The following is a 16,299-nucleotide window of genomic DNA, read 5'->3' on the forward strand; positions in this document are numbered from 1 at the left end:
GCCCTGGCGAGGCTGCGAAGGCGGACTCACAGTCGACATCTTCATCGGCTGACAGGGCTTCTTCGCAGCCTCGCTGGGGCTCGACAACTCCTACAGGGGATTGGGGTTGTCTGTGGGGTTGGGGTTGGCTTAGCGCGAGAGCAGCGGCGCGGGGGCTTTTTCCTGTGGGCCTACATCATGCAGGGAAATCCGCGAGGTCTCCGGCAGTGCCAGTCCGCCGGCCAGCGCGAGCAATGCCACGGCTATCAGGTAAAACGCCGGTGACAGGTTGCTGCCGGTGGTGCTGATCAGCCAGGTCGCCATCAACGGCGCGGTACCGCCGAAGATCGTGTACGCCATGTTGTAGGTGATCGCCGAAGCGGTGTAGCGCGTGCGGGTCGGGAAGGTCTCCGAGAGCAAGGCGGCGGTGACCACGCCGCACAGCACGGCGCCGACCGCGAGCAACATCACCCCGACCACCGAGGCTGCGAACGATCCGGAGCTGGCCATCAGGAACGACGGATACACCACCACGATCAATAGCGCACAGGCGGTCATCACCGTGACCCGGCGCCCCACCCGGTCCGAGTACAGCCCGGCCAGCGGGCAAATCGCCGCGGCGAAAATCAGCGCAATCAGCGACACCAGCAACGCCATCGCCCGGCTCAGTCCGCCGGCCACTTGCAGATACGTCGCGAAGTAGGTGGTGAACATATAAAACGACAGCGCCGTGAGTGACACAAAAGCGCCCAGGCAGCAGATCGCCGCACCATGGTTGCGCAAGGTTTCCTTGAGCGGGGAGTGGGCTACCGCATGCTCCTGCTTGACGGCCTGGAAGGCGGGCGTCTCATCCAGCTTCCAGCGCAGGTAAAGCCCGACCAGCCCCAGTGGCGCCGCGATCAGGAACGGCAGGCGCCAGCCCCAACTGCCCATCGCTTCGGCGGACAACGACGCCTCCAGGGCGTACGCCACCACGGCGGCGGCGGCGAACGCGGAAAACGTCGACACCGGCACGAAGCTGCCGTACCAGGCGCGCTTGTCACTGGGCGCGTGTTCCATCAGATAGGCGCAGGCCCCGGCGTATTCGCCGCCAGCGGAGAAACCCTGGGCGCAGCGGATCAGCGACAGCAGAATCGGCGCTGCAACGCCGATGGCGGCGTAAGTCGGGAGCAGGCCGATCAAGGTGGTGGCGCCGGCCATCAGCAGGATCGTCATGGCCAGCGTGCGTTTGCGCCCGATGCGGTCGCCGAGCATGCCGAAGAACACCCCGCCCAGGGGCCGGAAAGCGAACGCCACGGCGAATACCGCGAAGGTCTTGAGCAGCGCGGCACTGGTGTCGCCGCTGGGGAAGAATTGTTGCGCGATGGTGGTGGCGAGGAAGCCGTAGACGGCGAAGTCGAACCACTCGACGAAGTTACCGATGCCGGCGGCGATGATGACCTTTCGCAGGGTGTGGGGGCTGACCTGTTCGGTGGAGGGGCTCGTCATGGGGGAAGGCCTCGGGATGGGATCGGGGATGCTTGATTATCGGGGGAGGGGCTTGCGCGGCGGGGCTCAAAAGAGTCGTCCGCGTAGTCAACAGCGACGTGTCGACGCAGGAGAACGCAGGAATTGGGCCAGGTGCCGCGAGGGGACTATCGATGGGCGAGGCTGGATGATGTTGACGCGCAGGCGTGACGAAAAAAACGGCCTGTGTCGATCTGACAACACACGCCGTTCAAGCCTGCATCAGGCCTTACGCGGCTTTGGCGACAGGCTGCGCAGACTTGCGATACGTCAGCAGCACAATCCCGGTTACCACGATGACGCCACCGGCGATCTGCCCGGCGCTGAGCATTTGATCGAGCACGATCCAGCCCATCAGCAGCGTCGCCAGCGGCTCGATGTTCATCACCGGCGCGTTTCGCGGCATATTCAGGCGCGGCACCGAAATGAACAACACGATGAAGCCTGTGCCGTAGAGCACGACCAGTGTGGCGAGTGCCAGCCAGCCGGTGCTGGTTGCCGGCAGGTTCAGGCCGTCGGCGAGGGCACCACTCACGCCGGCAAGGTTGACGCTACTGAACACGATGAAGATCGTCAGCAGGCTGCGCACGGAACCGCGAACCTGCGACAACTTGTGGTCGGTGATCCACAGGGCGCAGGCGAACACAAAGGCGGCGCAGAACGCCAGGGTGACGCCGAGCAGCCATTGCGGGCCGGTCTCTGCGCTGGCTGAGAGGCGCCCGGGAACGTCCAGCACGAACACCAGGCCCACCAGGATCAAACCCATCAGCAGTGCGGTGCGAGCAGTGGGGCGCGGGCCGCCGAATGCCCAGGTGAGCAGCGCGAGCAAAATCGGAAAGACATTCGCCACCAGTAACGCCAGCGCGACCGGCACGCGGGCTACGGCCGAGTACAGGCACAGGCTTTGAGTGGCGATGAGCAGGCCTAGCAGCACTTGCCAGCGCCAAGCACCGGACGGCAAGCGCAGGCTTTGGCGTTGCCATAGCACCAGCACGGCGAGTACCAACAAGGTGCCGCCCGAGCGCATCAGAATCGCCAGCAGCACGCCGGCCCCATCATCAAACGCCACGCGAGCGGCAATGTGGTTGCCGGCAAAGGCGCAGCCCATGCAGAGCAGAATCAACACGGCGATGTGCCGCGAGAACAGGGCAGGCGTGGTTTGAGTGGGGGCAGGCGCAGTCATGATGGGGGGCTCGAACAGTGGATGCCATCATCGGGGATGGCGATTTATTGTTAGGACGTCGTACAACTTGCTGAGGCTTTGTAACGTGTTTGTCGCGAAGGTGCAAGGATGTCGTTTTATTCAATCAGGGTGGATTTAGGCTATCGTGCGGGCCTCGAAATCGATGTGTCTCCAGGGAGGAAAAATGCGCGTTTACATCACCGGTGCTTCCTGCGCGGGCGTGACCACGCTGGGCCAGAACCTCGCAGCGCGGCTGGGCGTGCTCCATGTCGATGTCGATGATTTTTACTGGATGCCCACGGACCCGCCGTTCACCACCAAGCGTGCCGCGCCTGAGCGCGTGTCATTGATGCAGCAAAGACTCGGCGACGAAGACTGGGTGCTGACGGGCTCGTGTATGAACTGGGGCGACGAATTGATCACCCAGGTCGAGCTGATCGTCTTCGTGGACACTGCAACGCCAGTCCGCCTTCAACGCCTGGCCGCGCGTGAACAGCAACGCTTTGGCGACCGGATCGCACCCGGCGGCGACATGCACGCGATCCATGTGGCCTTTCGCGAATGGGCCTCGCAGTACGACGATCCGCACTTTGGCGGCCGCAATCGAGCCTGGCACGCGCGATGGCTGGCCAGTCAAACCGCTGCGGTGCTGCAGGTTGACGGGACCCACAGCACCGACAGCCTGGTGGCGCAGGTCATTGAGGCGTTGTCGCTGCGCCTGGCCCCGGATTAACGCACGATTGAGTTTCCAGCGGCAGCCACCTCAACCGTGCGGGCCTGGGAGCGCGTTGCGCGCACGGCGATCACCCGCGCCACGCCGTGAGCACCCGGTGTGACGCATGGCGCTGCAGGCATGCGCGCTCGCTGATAACGTCCGAAATAGCCTGGCAATGCTCGATCCTTTCGGGGGCCTGGAGCCTTAGTGCATGCCCTTGCTCACCACTTCCCCCGTCGCCGAATCCTCCAGCCAGATCTTCAGCCGATTCAGTCCAATGTACTGCGAGCGCGCGATGATCTTCTGCCCGGGTTTTCCCTCGAATTCCAAGTCCGCAAACATGAAGTACCGCGGCAGCCGGTACTCCAGTTGTATCGTGTAGGTGCCCGGCACCAGCACGGCGCGTTGCGGTGAGTCATTTTTGTAGTAGTAGGTCGAGAACGGAATATTGCCGACCTTTTTATCGTTGACCCGGATGATGTTCAGGTCCGGCTGCAGGTCCAGGAAGCTGCGGTTGGGCCTTCCCGCGTAGGTGTCGGTTTCGACGATGGTGTAGCGAGACTCATCGCGCGGTTCACTGGAATCCACATTCGAGTAGGCCGGCATTTCGGCGCAGCCTTGAAGGCACAGCAGGGTCAAAAACGGCAGGGCAATTTTGCGCATGAAAAAACCTGAATCCATGTCAGAAAGTACAGTCGATGATCGATGAAGGGACGCGGCAGGCTTACTCGTGTGCCGTCCATACGGCCAGTTCATAACCGTCGGGATCGGTGAAGTGGAACCTGCTGCCGCCGGGGAAGGCGAAGGTCTGGCGGGTGATGACCGCGCCGAGGGTGTGCAGCCGCTGTTGTGTCTCAGCGAGGTTGTCCGCATACAGGATGATCAAGGGACCACCCGGTCGAACCGGTTCGCCGGTGGTGAAGCCACCCGTGAGGCGGCCGTCGGTGAACTCGGTATAGGTGGGCCCGTAGTCGACGAACGTCCAGCCGAATGCGCCACCGTAAAAGGCTTTGCTGCGTGCAATGTCGCCGACGTTGAACTCGATATTGTCGATTTGTCGGTCTTTACCGCGAACGCTCATGGTCGCCTCCCTGGCAGATGTTTAGGGCGGCGAGTGTAACGTATCCGCCGATGCCTGGACCCTATCGATTACGCGGGCAAGTATCTCTATGCCTTCATCGATCTGCTGTGGGGTGAGCCCGGCGTACCCGATGATCAACCCGGCGGGTCGCTCGCACTGCAAAAGGTGCGGCTGCTTAAACAATGGCGACAGCGGGTAGACCCCCACGCCGCGTTCGAGCGCCAGCGCCTGCAACGCGCCTTCAACATGGGCGCGCAGGGCCGGCAGTTGCAAAACGCCGTGCAGCCCGGCGGCCATGCCTTCGAGTCTTGCGCGTCCCGGCAGGTAGCGTTCCACCGCGTCCAGCAAGGCCTTGCGGCGTCCTTCATTGTCCCGGCGCAGGCGGCGCACATGGCGTTCGTAGGCGCCGCTGTCGATCAACGAGGCGAGGACGTTTTGCTCCCAGCGGGCGGAATGGCGATCAGTCAGGCGCTTGGCTTCTCGAAACACCCCGACCAATTCGCGCGGCAGCACCAGGTAGCCCAGGCGCAATTGCGGCGACAAGGCCTTGGAGAAGGTACCGACGTAGATGACGCGCGCCTCGGTGTCCATCGATTGCAGGGCGTCGATAGGGCGCTGGCCGTAGCGGAATTCGCCGCCGTAATCATCTTCAATGACCCACGCGCGATGGCGGCTTGCCCAGTTGAGCAATTCGAGGCGACGCGCGATCGGCAGCACCGCACCCATGGGAAATTGGTGCGACGGCGTGACATAGGCCAGGCGCACGCGGGCGTCGTCGGGCAGGTGTTGTGTCTGCAGGCCGGCGGTGTCGACGGGCAAGGGGAGCGGGGTGGCCCCAGTGGCTTCAAAGCAGTAACGGGCCATCCGGTAGCCCGGGTCTTCGAAGACGAATGCATCGTCGGGGTTGAGCAGCACCCGGGCACACAGGTCGAGCCCCTGTTGGGAACCGTGGACAATGAGGATCTGCTCGGCATCGCAGGCCAGCCCCCTGGCACGGCGCAAGTAGCCTTGCAGCGCACTGCGCAGGTGTTCTTCGCCTTCCGCTTGGCCGTAGGGGCGGCTGGGTTGGCGCTTGTTCAACTCGGCACGATAAGCACGGTGCCAGCCAAGCGCGGGAAAGTCCCGTGAAGCTACCGAGCCATACCTGAAGTCGATACGCGCGGAGGGCGAGGCCATGCTGTAGGGCTTGAGGGCCGCAACGCGCTGGCCATAAAGGGACAGGGCCGGCGGCGGGTGATTGACAGGCGATCTGCCTGGTTGGGTGCGCCCGACCGCAACGGCCGCCACCCTGGCCACCTTGCCCACCGCCGTCACCACGAACCCTTCGGCGGCGAGTTGCTCATAGGCCGCGGTCACCGTGGTGCGCGACACGCCAAGTGTGTCGGCCATCGCACGGGTGGACAGCAGTTGGGTACCCGCGGCCAGTGTGCCGTCCTCAATCTGTGCACGCAGCCTGGCGTAAATGCGGCGTTCCGCTCCGCGTGGCGATGTGTTCGATAACTGGCCCATGGAAATACCTCAAAACTGGTGCTTTTTACGCTGCAGGTCATGCTCGACATTATGGGTTCTCTTCTAAAAAAGATGAACGCTCGCCATGTACATTCCCGATCACTTCGCAGAACAACGCCCTGAACAGTTGCACAGGATTATCCGTGACAATCCGCTGGGCATCCTCGTGATGCCGGGCGCAAATGGTATCGACGCCGACCACGTACCTTTTGACTTCGACCCGCATGACGGCACCCACGGATTGCTCACCGGGCATGTGGCCCGCGCCAATCCGCTATGGCAACGCGGCACGGAGGGTGTGCCGGTGCTGGTGATTTTTCGCGGTGCGAATGCATATGTGTCGCCCAACGGCTATGCATCCAAGCACTCGACTCATCGCCAGGTGCCGACGTGGAATTACGAAGTGGTACATGTGCAGGGTGTGCTGCGGGTGATGCGAGATGAAAAACGCCTGCGCCGTACCTTGGCGCTGCTGACGCGCCAACACGAAGCTTCGCAACCCAAACCCTGGCGAATGGGCGACGCGCCAGCGGACTATCTGGAGCAAATGTTGGCAAGGATTGTCGGCATCGAGATCCAGCCGCTGCGCTTCGAATGCAAGCGCAAGCTCAATCAAAACAAGGACCATGCCGATCGTCTGTCGGCGATCGCCCACCTGCGCGAGCGCGGTGAGGTGGCCCTGTCCAGGACCATGCTGGAAAACCTCGGGCCGCTGGATCAGGAGGCGGCGCCATGGAACTTGAGCTGACCACCGCGACGATCCTGGTGACGTTCGCCGGAGTCTTTTTGATCTGCTTTATGAAAGGCGCGTTCGGCGGAGGGTTCGCGATTGTCGGGATTCCGCTGTTGTCACTGGTAATGGACCCGATCACCGCCGGCGGTCTGCTCGCGCCGCTGTTTATCGCCATGGACCTGTTCGGATTGCGCTATTGGAAACCGTCCACCTGGTCAAAGCCGGACCTCAATGTCCTGGTGCCGGGGCTGGTGGTTGGCATCGGCATTGGCTATGGGCTTTTCCGTGTGCTGGACCACCGGGCGATAGCGATAGTGATGGCGGCAGTCACCTTGATCTTTGTGGGCCTGTGGTTCAGGGCCGGGGGCAACGTCGGCGTGAAGCCACGTTCGTCGCCCAAGGCGGTGGCGGCGGGGATCACGTCGGGGATTACCACCATGGTTGCGCATTCCGGTGGGCCGCCCCTTGCGATGTACCTGTTGCCGCTGGGTCTGAGCAAGCAGGTGTACGCCGGCACCACCAGTCTGTTCTTTACGGTGGGCAATCTGCTCAAGGCAATCCCCTGGCTGATCCTCGCACGGCCAACCGGTAATGTCTTGAGCCTGGCGCTGATCTGCCTGCTCGCCGTGCCGAGCGGCGTGTGGCTGGGCTGGCGGCTGCATGCGAAGCTGGATCAGCGCCAGTTATACCGTGCCTGTCATGGCTTGCTGGTTATCACTGCATTGAAGCTATTGTGGGATGGCATCCTGGGTTGATGGCTGTCACTCGCCTTGACACTTATTGATGAAACCGGCGCCCCAGCGCGTCCAGCCGCACCGCAATCGGTGGCAACTGCTCGCTGCTGCGCGCCAGGGTTTCCACGTCATTGGCGGTGCTCTGCGCAATGCTCTGCACGGCCTGCAATCGCCCGACTATCTCCAGGTTCGCCGAGGTCTGCTCGCGGGTGGTGCTGACGATGTGGTCGTTGAGCTGGTCGATCTGCGCGATGTCCAGCCCGACCGCCTGCAGCATTTGCACGGCGACCTGGCTGTCTTGTACGCAGCGTTCCACGCCCTGGCGACTGTCGTGCATGGCCTCGACGGCTTCGCGGCTGCCTTGCTGCAGGCTTTCGATGATGGTTTTGATCTCCTGGGTGGAGACGGCGGTGCGTTGCGCCAGGCTGCGGACTTCGTCGGCGACCACGGCAAAACCACGGCCTTGCTCGCCCGCGCGGGCTGCCTCGATGGCGGCGTTGAGGGCCAGGAGGTTGGTCTGGTTGGCGATGCTGTTGATCACCTCCAGCACCGTGCCGATCTGCTCGGCTTGCACCGCAAGGCCTTCCACGGTCTGGTTGGCACCGCTGAGGCGCGAGGCCAGTTGGGTGATTTCCTGCTGGGCGCGGCCGACGCTTTCCTGGCCGCGAATGATCTGTTGGCTGGCCTTGCCGGCGTGTTCCACCGCGTGTTCGACGTGCACCGCGATGTGGCCCATGGCGTCTTCCATGCGTTGCATCGAGCCGGTCATCTGGCTGATTTCGGCCAGTTGGTGCCGCGCGCCTTTTTCCAGGGTGCCGCTGGTACTGGCGAGGGCCTGGCCGAGTTGGCCGAGGCCGTGGGAGTCGCGGGCGACGCCGTCGATCAGATGGGTGATCTGCTGCAGGAAGTGGTCGAAACGCTGGGTGAGGGACACGTGCACCTTGCCTTCGCCCTGGGCGGTTGCCACGGTGAATTGGGAGGTGACGGCGAGCATTTTCTCGAGCATTTCCTGGCTTTCGACAGCCTCGGCCTGGCTGTGCACGGCCAGGTAGAGCAGGGCGATGGTTTCCATCACCACATAGAGGGCGTGGACGAACACCATGCCCCAGCCGCCGTGATGCTCCATCACGAACACCGGGAAACCCTGATGCTGCAGCGCATGGAAGACCACGTGGTGCACGGCGATGGTCAGCGCCGCGATCAGGATCGGCAGCCAATCGCGGTAAAACGTCAGCACTGCCAACAGCGCGAAGATGCCGAAGTGGGATTCGATCACGCCCTGGGCCTGGTTGATGTGCAGCGCGGCCATCACCATCAGTCCGGCCCCGAGCGCGCAACGCATGGCGCGGCGGCCGCCAACGGCGCGATACAGCGTAGTGAGCACCACGCTGGTGCCGCCGCCCACGATCACCGCCTGCAGCAGGGTGTCGTGCCAGAACGCCAGGCCCAGCGAGAACAGGAACATCAGCCAGATCAACGCCAGCATGATGCGGTCGGCCTTGCGGTAGTGCTCCAGGAAACGCGTGCGGACGGGCATTCACTCTTACTCCATGTGGACTGGCCAGGAACAAAGCATGCGGCGTGCCACGTGGGCCCGCAGGTAGAGCAAAGCAGGTATCAGGATTTGTGCAGGATCAGGGATGCCAAGAGTTTATCGGCATCCCTGTGGGGGACTTTAAGCGCGGCGAGCAGCGTGACCCACAAGGCCTATTGGGGCACGCCGTGGGCGTCCAGCCTGGATCAGAAGCTGTACTTGGCCGTCATCATCATGTTGCGCGGGGTGCCGTAGGCGTCGCCGCCGTAGCTCACCGAGTTGGCGATGGACGAATAGTAGCGGCGGTCGAAGATGTTGTTGGCGTTGAGCTGCAGGTCCAAGTGCTCGTTGACCTTATAGCCGGCCATCAGGTCGGTGACCGCGTAGGCGCCCTGTTTGAGGCGGTAGTTGCCACCGTCATTGAGCGGCACGTCGTTGTACATGCGGCTCTGCCAGGAAATGTTGCCGCCGACCCGGAGTTTTTCCAGCGGGCCCTGGAAGTTGTAGCGGGTGGTCAGTTTGAACAGCTGCTCCGGGGTGTCGGTGTCGAACTGCTTGTTCACTTTCTGCGGGTTGGCGTCGTCCTTGATGGTGTGGGTTCGCGCGTAGGTGTAGCCCCCGCCGACCTGCCAGTTCTCGGTCAGGGCGCCTTGCAACTCGACGTCGATACCCTGGCTGCGAATCTCACCCGAGGCTTCGTAGCACGTGGCCTGTGGGCAGGTTTGCGGGAAGATCTGGACGGCGCGGTTTTCCTGGTCGACGTTGAACAGCGCGAGGCTCGCATTCAGCGCACCGCCGAGGTATTCGCCCTTGATGCCGACTTCATAGTTCTTGCCGACGATCGGCTTGACCGGCGTGCCCGCGGTGTCCTTTTCGCTCTGCGGCGTGAAGATGTCGCTGTAGCTGACATAGACCGAGTGATGGTCGTCCAGCTCGTAGATCACGCCGGCGTAGCGGGTCAGGTTGCGGGTGACATGGTAGTCGCCGTCGCCATCACGGTTGTTGTAGTCATACCAGTCCAGGCGCGCGCCGAGGATCAGCTTCAGCGGGTCGGCCAGGCTCAGGCGGGTGGTCACGTAGACGCCGTCCTGGGTGGTGACTTCGTGGTCGTTGTTGGTGTGCACAAAGTCCGGCTTGCCGGCCGTGAGCGGCCAGTTGGTGTCGTACGGGCTGTAGTTGTGGGTGGTCAGGTCGTAGACCCGCTTGCTGGCCCCCACCACCAGTTCGTGGGTGCGCCCGAAGGCCTGGAAGGGCCCGCTGGCAAAGGCGTCGACGCCGGCCTGGTCCTCATCGAAGGCGGCCTGGTAGACCGTCCGTGCCGGTGTGTTGTTGACCCAGCGCGACTGGTAGGAACCGGAGAACAATGCGTTCTGCTGGGCGTAATTGGCGTTGACCTGCAGGTTCCAGTCATTGGCCAGGCGCTGGCGCAGTTCGGCGAAGACCGTGTTGATTTCCTGGTCCTTGTTTTCCCAGTCGGTGCCGGGGTTGTAGGAGCGCGGCAGGTTCAGGTGGTGGCCGTCCTGGCCGATCATCGAGGAACCCCAGAAGTAGTTGGTCTTGTCCTTCTGGTTGGAGAAACCCAGGGTCAGGGTGGTGTCTTCGCTGAGGTCGGCTTCGGTGACGGCATAGAACAGGCCGTGATCTTCCTCGACCTTGTCGATGAAGCTGTTGGCGTCGCGGTAGGAGGTGACGACCCGGCCACGCAGGGTGCCGCTGTCATTCAGTGGGCTGGAGGCGTCGAGCTCGCCACGGTAGTCGTCCCAACTGCCGGCGGCACCGGTGAGGGTGACTTTCTGCTCATCCAGCGGGCGCTTGCGGATCAGGTTGATGGCGGCCGAAGGGTTGCCTGCGCCGGTCACCAGGCCGGTGGCACCGCGCACGACCTCGACGCGATCGAACATCGCCAGGTTCGGCTGGGCACCCACGTTAACGCCGTTGTAGCCACTCGGGATGCCGTCGTACATCAGGTTGTCGATGTCGAAACCGCGTGAGGTGTAGGACTGCCGGCCAGGGCCGCTGGAGTAATTGAGGAACAACCCCGGCGTGGCGTTGACCACGTCGTTGATGCTGGTCATGGCCTGGTCGTCCATGCGCTGGCGGGTGATGACGGTGACGGCCTGTGGCGTTTCACGCATCGTCAATGGCAGCTTGGTCGCGGTTTTCATCGCGCCGGTGGTGTAGGACTGCGTGCCTTCAGTGGTTTCGCCGAGCTGGCTGTCACCGGAGATTTGCGTGGCACCCAGCTCGAGCGTGGCCGCTGGCGCTTCGGTGTCGGCCGCAAAGACCGCTTGGGAGCTGGCCAGGCAGACCGCCAGGGCCATCAGGTTGAATGAAAAACCGTTACCGCCGTGTTGTTGCACAGACATGAAGCTGACTCTCCCCGAGCGCCCTCCATGGCGAATAATAAAGGTGATGATAATTATTCGCATCAGTGTGCCAGAAGGTTCTGTCGCAAAAAAGCCATTGGGGAGAATTAGTTAACGAATTTTTCACATCTGCAGCGGATGGCATTTGGCTATGCGCTGCAGCAATCACCTCTGTACCGGGGTGTCAATCGCGTCGCGCGATCGCCACTCGGCTGGTTGCCTTGACCTCCCTCAGCGCCAGGCTCGATTGGATCGACGCAATCCCCAATTGCCGGCGCAAAACGCTTTCGACGAACTCGCTGTAGCTGTCGAGATCCGCGGCGAGTACCTGCAACAGGTAATCGGCATCGCCGGTGATCTTGTGGCACGACAGCACTTCGGGCAGGTCTCTGACCACCGCCTCGAAGGCGTCCGGCGCATGGTCGGTATGGATCGCGAAGCGCACATGCACAAACGCCAGGATGTCGAGCCCGAGCATCTTGCGGTCGAGGTTGGCCTGGTAGTCCTTGATCACGCCTTCCTCTTCCAGGCGTTTGCGGCGCCGCCAGCAGGGCGTGAGGCTCAGCGACAGGCGCTCACTCAGTTGCGCGTTGGAAATGCTCGCGTCCTCCTGCAAGAGGGCGAGGATGGCGAGATCAGTGTCGTCGAGAGCGACCTGTTTGGTTTTATTTTTCATGATGGATAGCCGAAGAGGTAAAAATTCCCGATAAACCTAACAGTGGCGCAAGTAAAAGCAAAGAAAGCCCGGCTCTGCCAGAACAAAATAGAGCCTGTCTTTTACTGGCGGATACCGACAAATGCTGACTGTTTTTAGTGATGACCACCGTTTGCACCATGGCACCGAACTCAAGGACGGCGTGCTCAAGCCCTCATTCGAACAACCCAGCCGCGCCGACACCGTGCGTGACCGCGTCCGGCATGTCGGGCTGGGCGATATCATCGTGCCGCGCCATTTTGATCGGGCCTGCTACGTCAACGCGCACAGCGAACGCTATGTGGCGTTCCTTGAACATGCCTGGGCCGAATGGACCGCCATCGGCCGCAGCCACGACGCACTGCCATTGGTATGGCCGGTGCGTGACCTGGCCAATCAACAGGTGCCGGAATTCATTGATGGCAAGCTCGGCTTCTTTGCCATGGACGCCGGCTCGCCGATTACCCGTACCACCTGGAACGCGGTGAAAACCAGCGCTGATATCGCACTCACCGGCCTGGCCCTGATCGATGAAGGCCATCACAGCGCCTTCGCCTTGTGCCGTCCGCCGGGGCACCACGCCGCCCGCGAGTACATGGGTGGTTATTGCTACCTCAACAACGCCGCGATTGCCGCGCAACAGGCCATCACCCAGGGCGGCCAGCGCGTGGCGGTGCTGGATGTGGACTTCCACCACGGCAACGGCACGCAGAACATTTTCTACTCGCGGCCGGACGTGCTGTTCATCTCGCTGCACGGTGACCCGGCCGTCTCCTACCCGTACTTTTCCGGCGCCAGCAGTGAGCGCGGGGCCGGCGCGGGGGAGGGCTTCAACCTGAACTACCCGTTGCCGAAAAACACTACGTGGGCCGACTACCGGGTCGCGTTGCTCGACGCCTGCCGCCAACTGCGCGCCTTCGCCCCCGAGGTGCTGGTGATCTCCCTCGGCGTCGACACGTTCAAGGACGACCCGATCAGCCACTTCCTGCTCGACAGCCAGGACTTCGTCGGCATGGGCGAGATCATCGCCAGCGTGGGCGTGCCGACGCTGTTCGTGATGGAGGGTGGCTACATGGTCGATGAGATCGGCATCAACGCCGTCAACGTGCTGCACGGATTCGAAAGCGCGACCGCCTGATTCCAACAACCCTCGCTGCTCGACTTTTTTTCTGCCAAAACTCAAAAACATAACAAGAGGTTTTGTGATGAAAACAACCACGCCCGGGCTGGACGAAAAGCCTGCGTTGCAACGCACCCTGAGCAACCGCCATATCCAGCTTATGGCGATGGGCGGTGCGATCGGCACCGGCCTCTTCATGGGCTCCGGCAAGATCATCGCGCTGTCCGGTACCTCGATCATCCTGATCTACATGATCATCGGGCTGTTCGTGTATTTCGTAATGCGCGCCATGGGTGAGCTGCTGCTGTCGAACCTCAACTTCAAGAGCTTCGCCGACTTTGCCGGCGCGTACCTGGGCCCGCGTGCGGCGTTCTTCCTGGGCTGGTCGTACTGGCTGAGCTGGAGCGTGGCGGTGGTCGGGGATGCGGTGGTGGTCGGCGGATTTTTCCAGTACTGGTTCCCGGACGTGCCCGCCTGGATGCCCGCCGTGGGCATGCTGCTGACGCTGTTCGCGCTGAACGTGCTGACGGTCAAGCTGTTTGGCGAAGTGGAGTTCTGGTTCGCGATCATCAAGATCATCGCCGTGGTCACGCTGATCAGTGTCAGCGTGGTGATGATTGCCAGTGCGTTTGTCTCGCCTACGGGTGTGACAGCCTCCCTGGGCCACTTGCTGGATCGACAGGCAGCGTTTCCGAATGGGCTGTTCGGCTTTTTCGCCGGCTTCCAGATGGCGATCTTTTCCTTTGCCGGCACCGAGTTGATCGGCACCGCAGCCGCCGAAACCCGTGCGCCGGAGAAGACCCTGCCGAAGGCGATCAACTCGATTCCATTGCGCATCATCCTGTTCTACGTGCTGGCTTTGGCGTGCATCATTGCAGTGACGTCCTGGCAGCAGGTATCGCCGAGCAAAAGCCCGTTTGTGGAACTGTTCCTGGTGGCCGGTTTCCCCGCGGCCGCAGGCATCGTGAATTTCGTGGTGCTGACTTCGGCGGCGTCGTCGGCCAACAGCGGGGTGTTTTCCGCCAGCCGCATGCTCTTCGGCCTGGCCGACCTGGGCGATGCACCGGGCATCTTTCGGCGACTGTCGACGCACAGCGTGCCGTTTATCAGCCTGGCCTTCAGCACCGTGTTGATGCTGCTCGGCCTGGTGCTGCTGTTTGTGGTGCCGGAGGTGATGACGGCCTTCACGATTGTGTCGACGGTGTCGGCGATCCTGGTGATTTTTACCTGGTCGACTATCCTCGCGTCCTATATCGCTTACCGCAAAAAACGCCCGGACCTGCATGCCAAATCCACTTACAAGATGCCCGGAGGTGTACCGATGGCATGGTTTTCCCTGGGGTTCCTGGGGTTCGTGCTTTGCCTGTTGGCGCTGCGCCCGGACACGCGCCTGGCGCTGTGCGTGATGCCCGCGTGGTTTATCTGGCTGGGGATTGCCTATCAACTGTCGCGTTTTCGCCAGCGCAACAAGGCACAGGTGAATGGGGCTGCGGCGCTATGAGCGTGCCGCGTGCGGTGTTGATCAAGTAAGCGCGGCACTGGAAGTGCTTGAGCGACTCGGCGTTGGTCATGTGCTCGGTTTCCGGGTGCAGCGGACCGTTCAGGGGCACCATATCGCAGGTCTTGGCCAGGCTTTCCAAGGTTTCGTGATCGGTCAGCTTGAGCTCTTTTTCCACGGCGTCCGGCAGGCGGTGACGGTGTCCACATGCATGCCTTCCACGTCGTAGGAACGACCACGCACTCGGCGATGTTCCAGCCACCCTTGAGCACCCACTGGGGTTGATGGCAGGTAGTTGAGCTCCAGCGCCATTACGCTCATCACCAGATGCTCGGCGACGCTGTTGCTCAAGGGATTTGCCCAGTCCCACTTCCCCGCAAGCACTGCCAGGCAACGTGCCGGGCCGAAAGTCTATGGCCTTGGGCGTCGGCACGGTCTGGCCGTCGGGGGCGCGTTACAGGTGCGGTAGGTCATCACCCTTCGCGATGTCATAAAGGCGATAGCGAAAGATTGCGCCTCACAGGTGATCCGCATCGATCACCGCCCTGGCAAATGCCTCCGGGGCTTCCTGCGGCAGATTGTGGCCGATCCCACCCTTGACCAGGCGGAACTCATATTTGCCGGTAAAGCGCTTGGCGTAGTCTTCGGGCGCCGGGTGCGGGGCGCCGTTGGCGTCGCCTTCGAGGGTGATGGTCGGCACGCCAATGGCGGGGGCCTGGGCGAGTTGCTGCTCCAGCCCGGCGTATTGGGTTTCGCCCTGCACCAGGCCCAGGCGCCAGCGGTAGTTGAACACGGTGATGGCGACGTGATCGGGGTTGTCCAGGCCTTTGGCGCTGCGTGCGAACGTGGCGTCGTCAAACGCCCATTTCGGCGAGGCCAGTTGCCAGATCAGCTTGGCGAAATCGTGCGTGTTTTTCTGGTAGCCGGCGGCGCCGCGCTCGGTGGCGAAGTAGAACTGGTACCACCACTGCAGCTCGGCCTTGGGCGGCAGTGGGGTCTGGCCGGCGGCCTGGTTGCCGATCAGGTAGCCGCTCACCGAGACCAGCGCCTTGACCCGCTCTGGCCACAAGGCCGAGACGATATCCGCCGAGCGCGCGCCCCAGTCATAGCCACCGAGCACGGCTTGCTGGATGTGCAGGGCGTCCATGAAGTCGATCACATCGCGGGCCAAGGCCGCCGGTTCGCCGTTGCGCAGGGTCGTGTCCGAGAGGAAGCGTGTGCCGCCATAACCTCGCGCATAAGGGATCAACACCCGATAGCCCTTGGCGGCGAGCAGCGGGGCAACCTGTGCGTAGCTGTCGATATCGTAGGGCCAGCCGTGCAGCAGGATCACCGCCGGGCCAGTGGCCGGGCCGACTTCAGCGTAGGCCACCTCAAGTTGCCCGGCCTTGATGTGCTTGAGCGCACCCAAGCCTGCCTGAGGGCTCGCAACCGGCGCGCGCGCGGGCGGCTCGGGCATTTCAGCCTGCGCCAGGCCACTGGCACCGAAGGACAACAGGGCCAGGGCCAGGAACAGCGGGTGACGTGTGGGGCGACGGTTCAAGTGAGCGTGCATGGCGAGCCTCCTACGGCTTGATGTGTGCCTGATGCTCAGTTGAACGCTGCGCTGTATCTGGGTTGTTTCAGGAAACCCGTCGAATCAAACGC

General features: G+C 62.6%; 15 protein-coding genes. 5 read left to right on the top strand and 10 right to left on the bottom strand.

Going from position 1 to position 16,299, the window contains the following annotated elements:
* Positions 1-129: 129 nt before the first annotated feature.
* Both QMX97_RS22780 and QMX97_RS22785 read right to left on the bottom strand, forming a co-directional pair.
* On the bottom strand, positions 130-1,467 hold the full coding sequence (locus tag QMX97_RS22780) for an MFS transporter (protein ID WP_065908086.1): 1,338 nt from the start codon (positions 1,465-1,467) through the stop codon (positions 130-132).
* A gap of 247 nt (positions 1,468-1,714) precedes the next feature.
* Positions 1,715-2,668: a DMT family transporter gene (locus QMX97_RS22785; protein WP_282397657.1), complete on the bottom strand. Its 954-nt coding sequence runs from the start codon at positions 2,666-2,668 to the stop codon at positions 1,715-1,717.
* 184 nt (positions 2,669-2,852) lie between these two features.
* Between QMX97_RS22785 and QMX97_RS22790 the strand changes: the two genes are divergently transcribed.
* A complete protein-coding gene (locus tag QMX97_RS22790; protein ID WP_120448755.1) occupies positions 2,853-3,401 on the top strand; it encodes an adenylate kinase in 549 nt (182 codons plus the stop codon).
* Between the two features lie 186 nt (positions 3,402-3,587).
* On the opposite strand, the gene QMX97_RS22795 is transcribed toward QMX97_RS22790, so the two are convergent.
* The 3 genes from QMX97_RS22795 to QMX97_RS22805 form a co-directional block, all read right to left on the bottom strand.
* Positions 3,588-4,046, bottom strand: a complete 459-nt coding sequence (locus QMX97_RS22795) for a hypothetical protein (protein ID WP_120448754.1) — start codon at positions 4,044-4,046, stop codon at positions 3,588-3,590.
* Between the two features lie 61 nt (positions 4,047-4,107).
* Positions 4,108-4,464, bottom strand: coding sequence for a VOC family protein (locus QMX97_RS22800; protein ID WP_065908096.1), 357 nt, complete (start codon positions 4,462-4,464; stop codon positions 4,108-4,110).
* A gap of 21 nt (positions 4,465-4,485) precedes the next feature.
* Positions 4,486-5,973: a PLP-dependent aminotransferase family protein gene (locus QMX97_RS22805; RefSeq protein ID WP_282397658.1), complete on the bottom strand. Its 1,488-nt coding sequence runs from the start codon at positions 5,971-5,973 to the stop codon at positions 4,486-4,488.
* A gap of 85 nt (positions 5,974-6,058) precedes the next feature.
* Here QMX97_RS22805 and QMX97_RS22810 point away from each other — a divergent pair, with 85 nt between their 5' ends.
* Entirely contained in the window at positions 6,059-6,721 is a 663-nt protein-coding gene (locus tag QMX97_RS22810) for an FMN-binding negative transcriptional regulator (protein WP_282397659.1), read from the top strand.
* Positions 6,706-7,461, top strand: coding sequence for a sulfite exporter TauE/SafE family protein (locus QMX97_RS22815; RefSeq protein WP_282397660.1), 756 nt, complete (start codon positions 6,706-6,708; stop codon positions 7,459-7,461). Before QMX97_RS22810 ends, QMX97_RS22815 begins: the two co-directional genes overlap by 16 nt.
* Positions 7,462-7,483: 22 nt before the next feature.
* On the opposite strand, the gene QMX97_RS22820 is transcribed toward QMX97_RS22815, so the two are convergent.
* The 3 genes from QMX97_RS22820 to QMX97_RS22830 form a co-directional block, all read right to left on the bottom strand.
* Positions 7,484-8,977 carry a methyl-accepting chemotaxis protein gene (locus tag QMX97_RS22820; protein WP_282397661.1) on the bottom strand — a complete coding sequence of 498 codons (1,494 nt, stop codon included), beginning with the start codon at positions 8,975-8,977 and terminating at the stop codon, positions 7,484-7,486.
* A 203-nt stretch (positions 8,978-9,180) separates the two neighbouring features.
* A complete protein-coding gene (locus tag QMX97_RS22825) occupies positions 9,181-11,340 on the bottom strand; it encodes a TonB-dependent siderophore receptor (RefSeq protein WP_282397662.1) in 2,160 nt (719 codons plus the stop codon).
* A gap of 184 nt (positions 11,341-11,524) precedes the next feature.
* Complete coding sequence (locus tag QMX97_RS22830; protein ID WP_065908104.1) at positions 11,525-12,016, bottom strand: Lrp/AsnC family transcriptional regulator; 492 nt, start codon at positions 12,014-12,016, stop codon at positions 11,525-11,527.
* A 121-nt stretch (positions 12,017-12,137) separates the two neighbouring features.
* Here QMX97_RS22830 and QMX97_RS22835 point away from each other — a divergent pair, with 121 nt between their 5' ends.
* Both QMX97_RS22835 and QMX97_RS22840 read left to right on the top strand, forming a co-directional pair.
* Positions 12,138-13,172 (top strand): histone deacetylase family protein, encoded by a 1,035-nt coding sequence (locus tag QMX97_RS22835; RefSeq protein WP_282397663.1) that lies wholly within the window; start codon positions 12,138-12,140, stop codon positions 13,170-13,172.
* 67 nt (positions 13,173-13,239) lie between these two features.
* Positions 13,240-14,655 carry an amino acid permease gene (locus tag QMX97_RS22840; protein ID WP_282397664.1) on the top strand — a complete coding sequence of 472 codons (1,416 nt, stop codon included), beginning with the start codon at positions 13,240-13,242 and terminating at the stop codon, positions 14,653-14,655.
* A 153-nt stretch (positions 14,656-14,808) separates the two neighbouring features.
* Here the strand turns inward: QMX97_RS22840 and QMX97_RS22845 are convergent, their stop codons facing one another.
* Together QMX97_RS22845 and QMX97_RS22850 are read right to left on the bottom strand one after the other, a co-directional pair.
* Complete coding sequence (locus QMX97_RS22845; protein ID WP_282397665.1) at positions 14,809-15,003, bottom strand: hypothetical protein; 195 nt, start codon at positions 15,001-15,003, stop codon at positions 14,809-14,811.
* A 166-nt stretch (positions 15,004-15,169) separates the two neighbouring features.
* Positions 15,170-16,207, bottom strand: coding sequence for an alpha/beta hydrolase (locus tag QMX97_RS22850; RefSeq protein WP_282397666.1), 1,038 nt, complete (start codon positions 16,205-16,207; stop codon positions 15,170-15,172).
* Between the last annotated feature and the right edge of the window lie 92 nt (positions 16,208-16,299).

This window comes from Pseudomonas sp. PS01298, from assembly GCF_029959745.1.
GTDB classification, from domain to species: Bacteria; Pseudomonadota; Gammaproteobacteria; order Pseudomonadales; family Pseudomonadaceae; genus Aquipseudomonas; species Aquipseudomonas aylmerensis.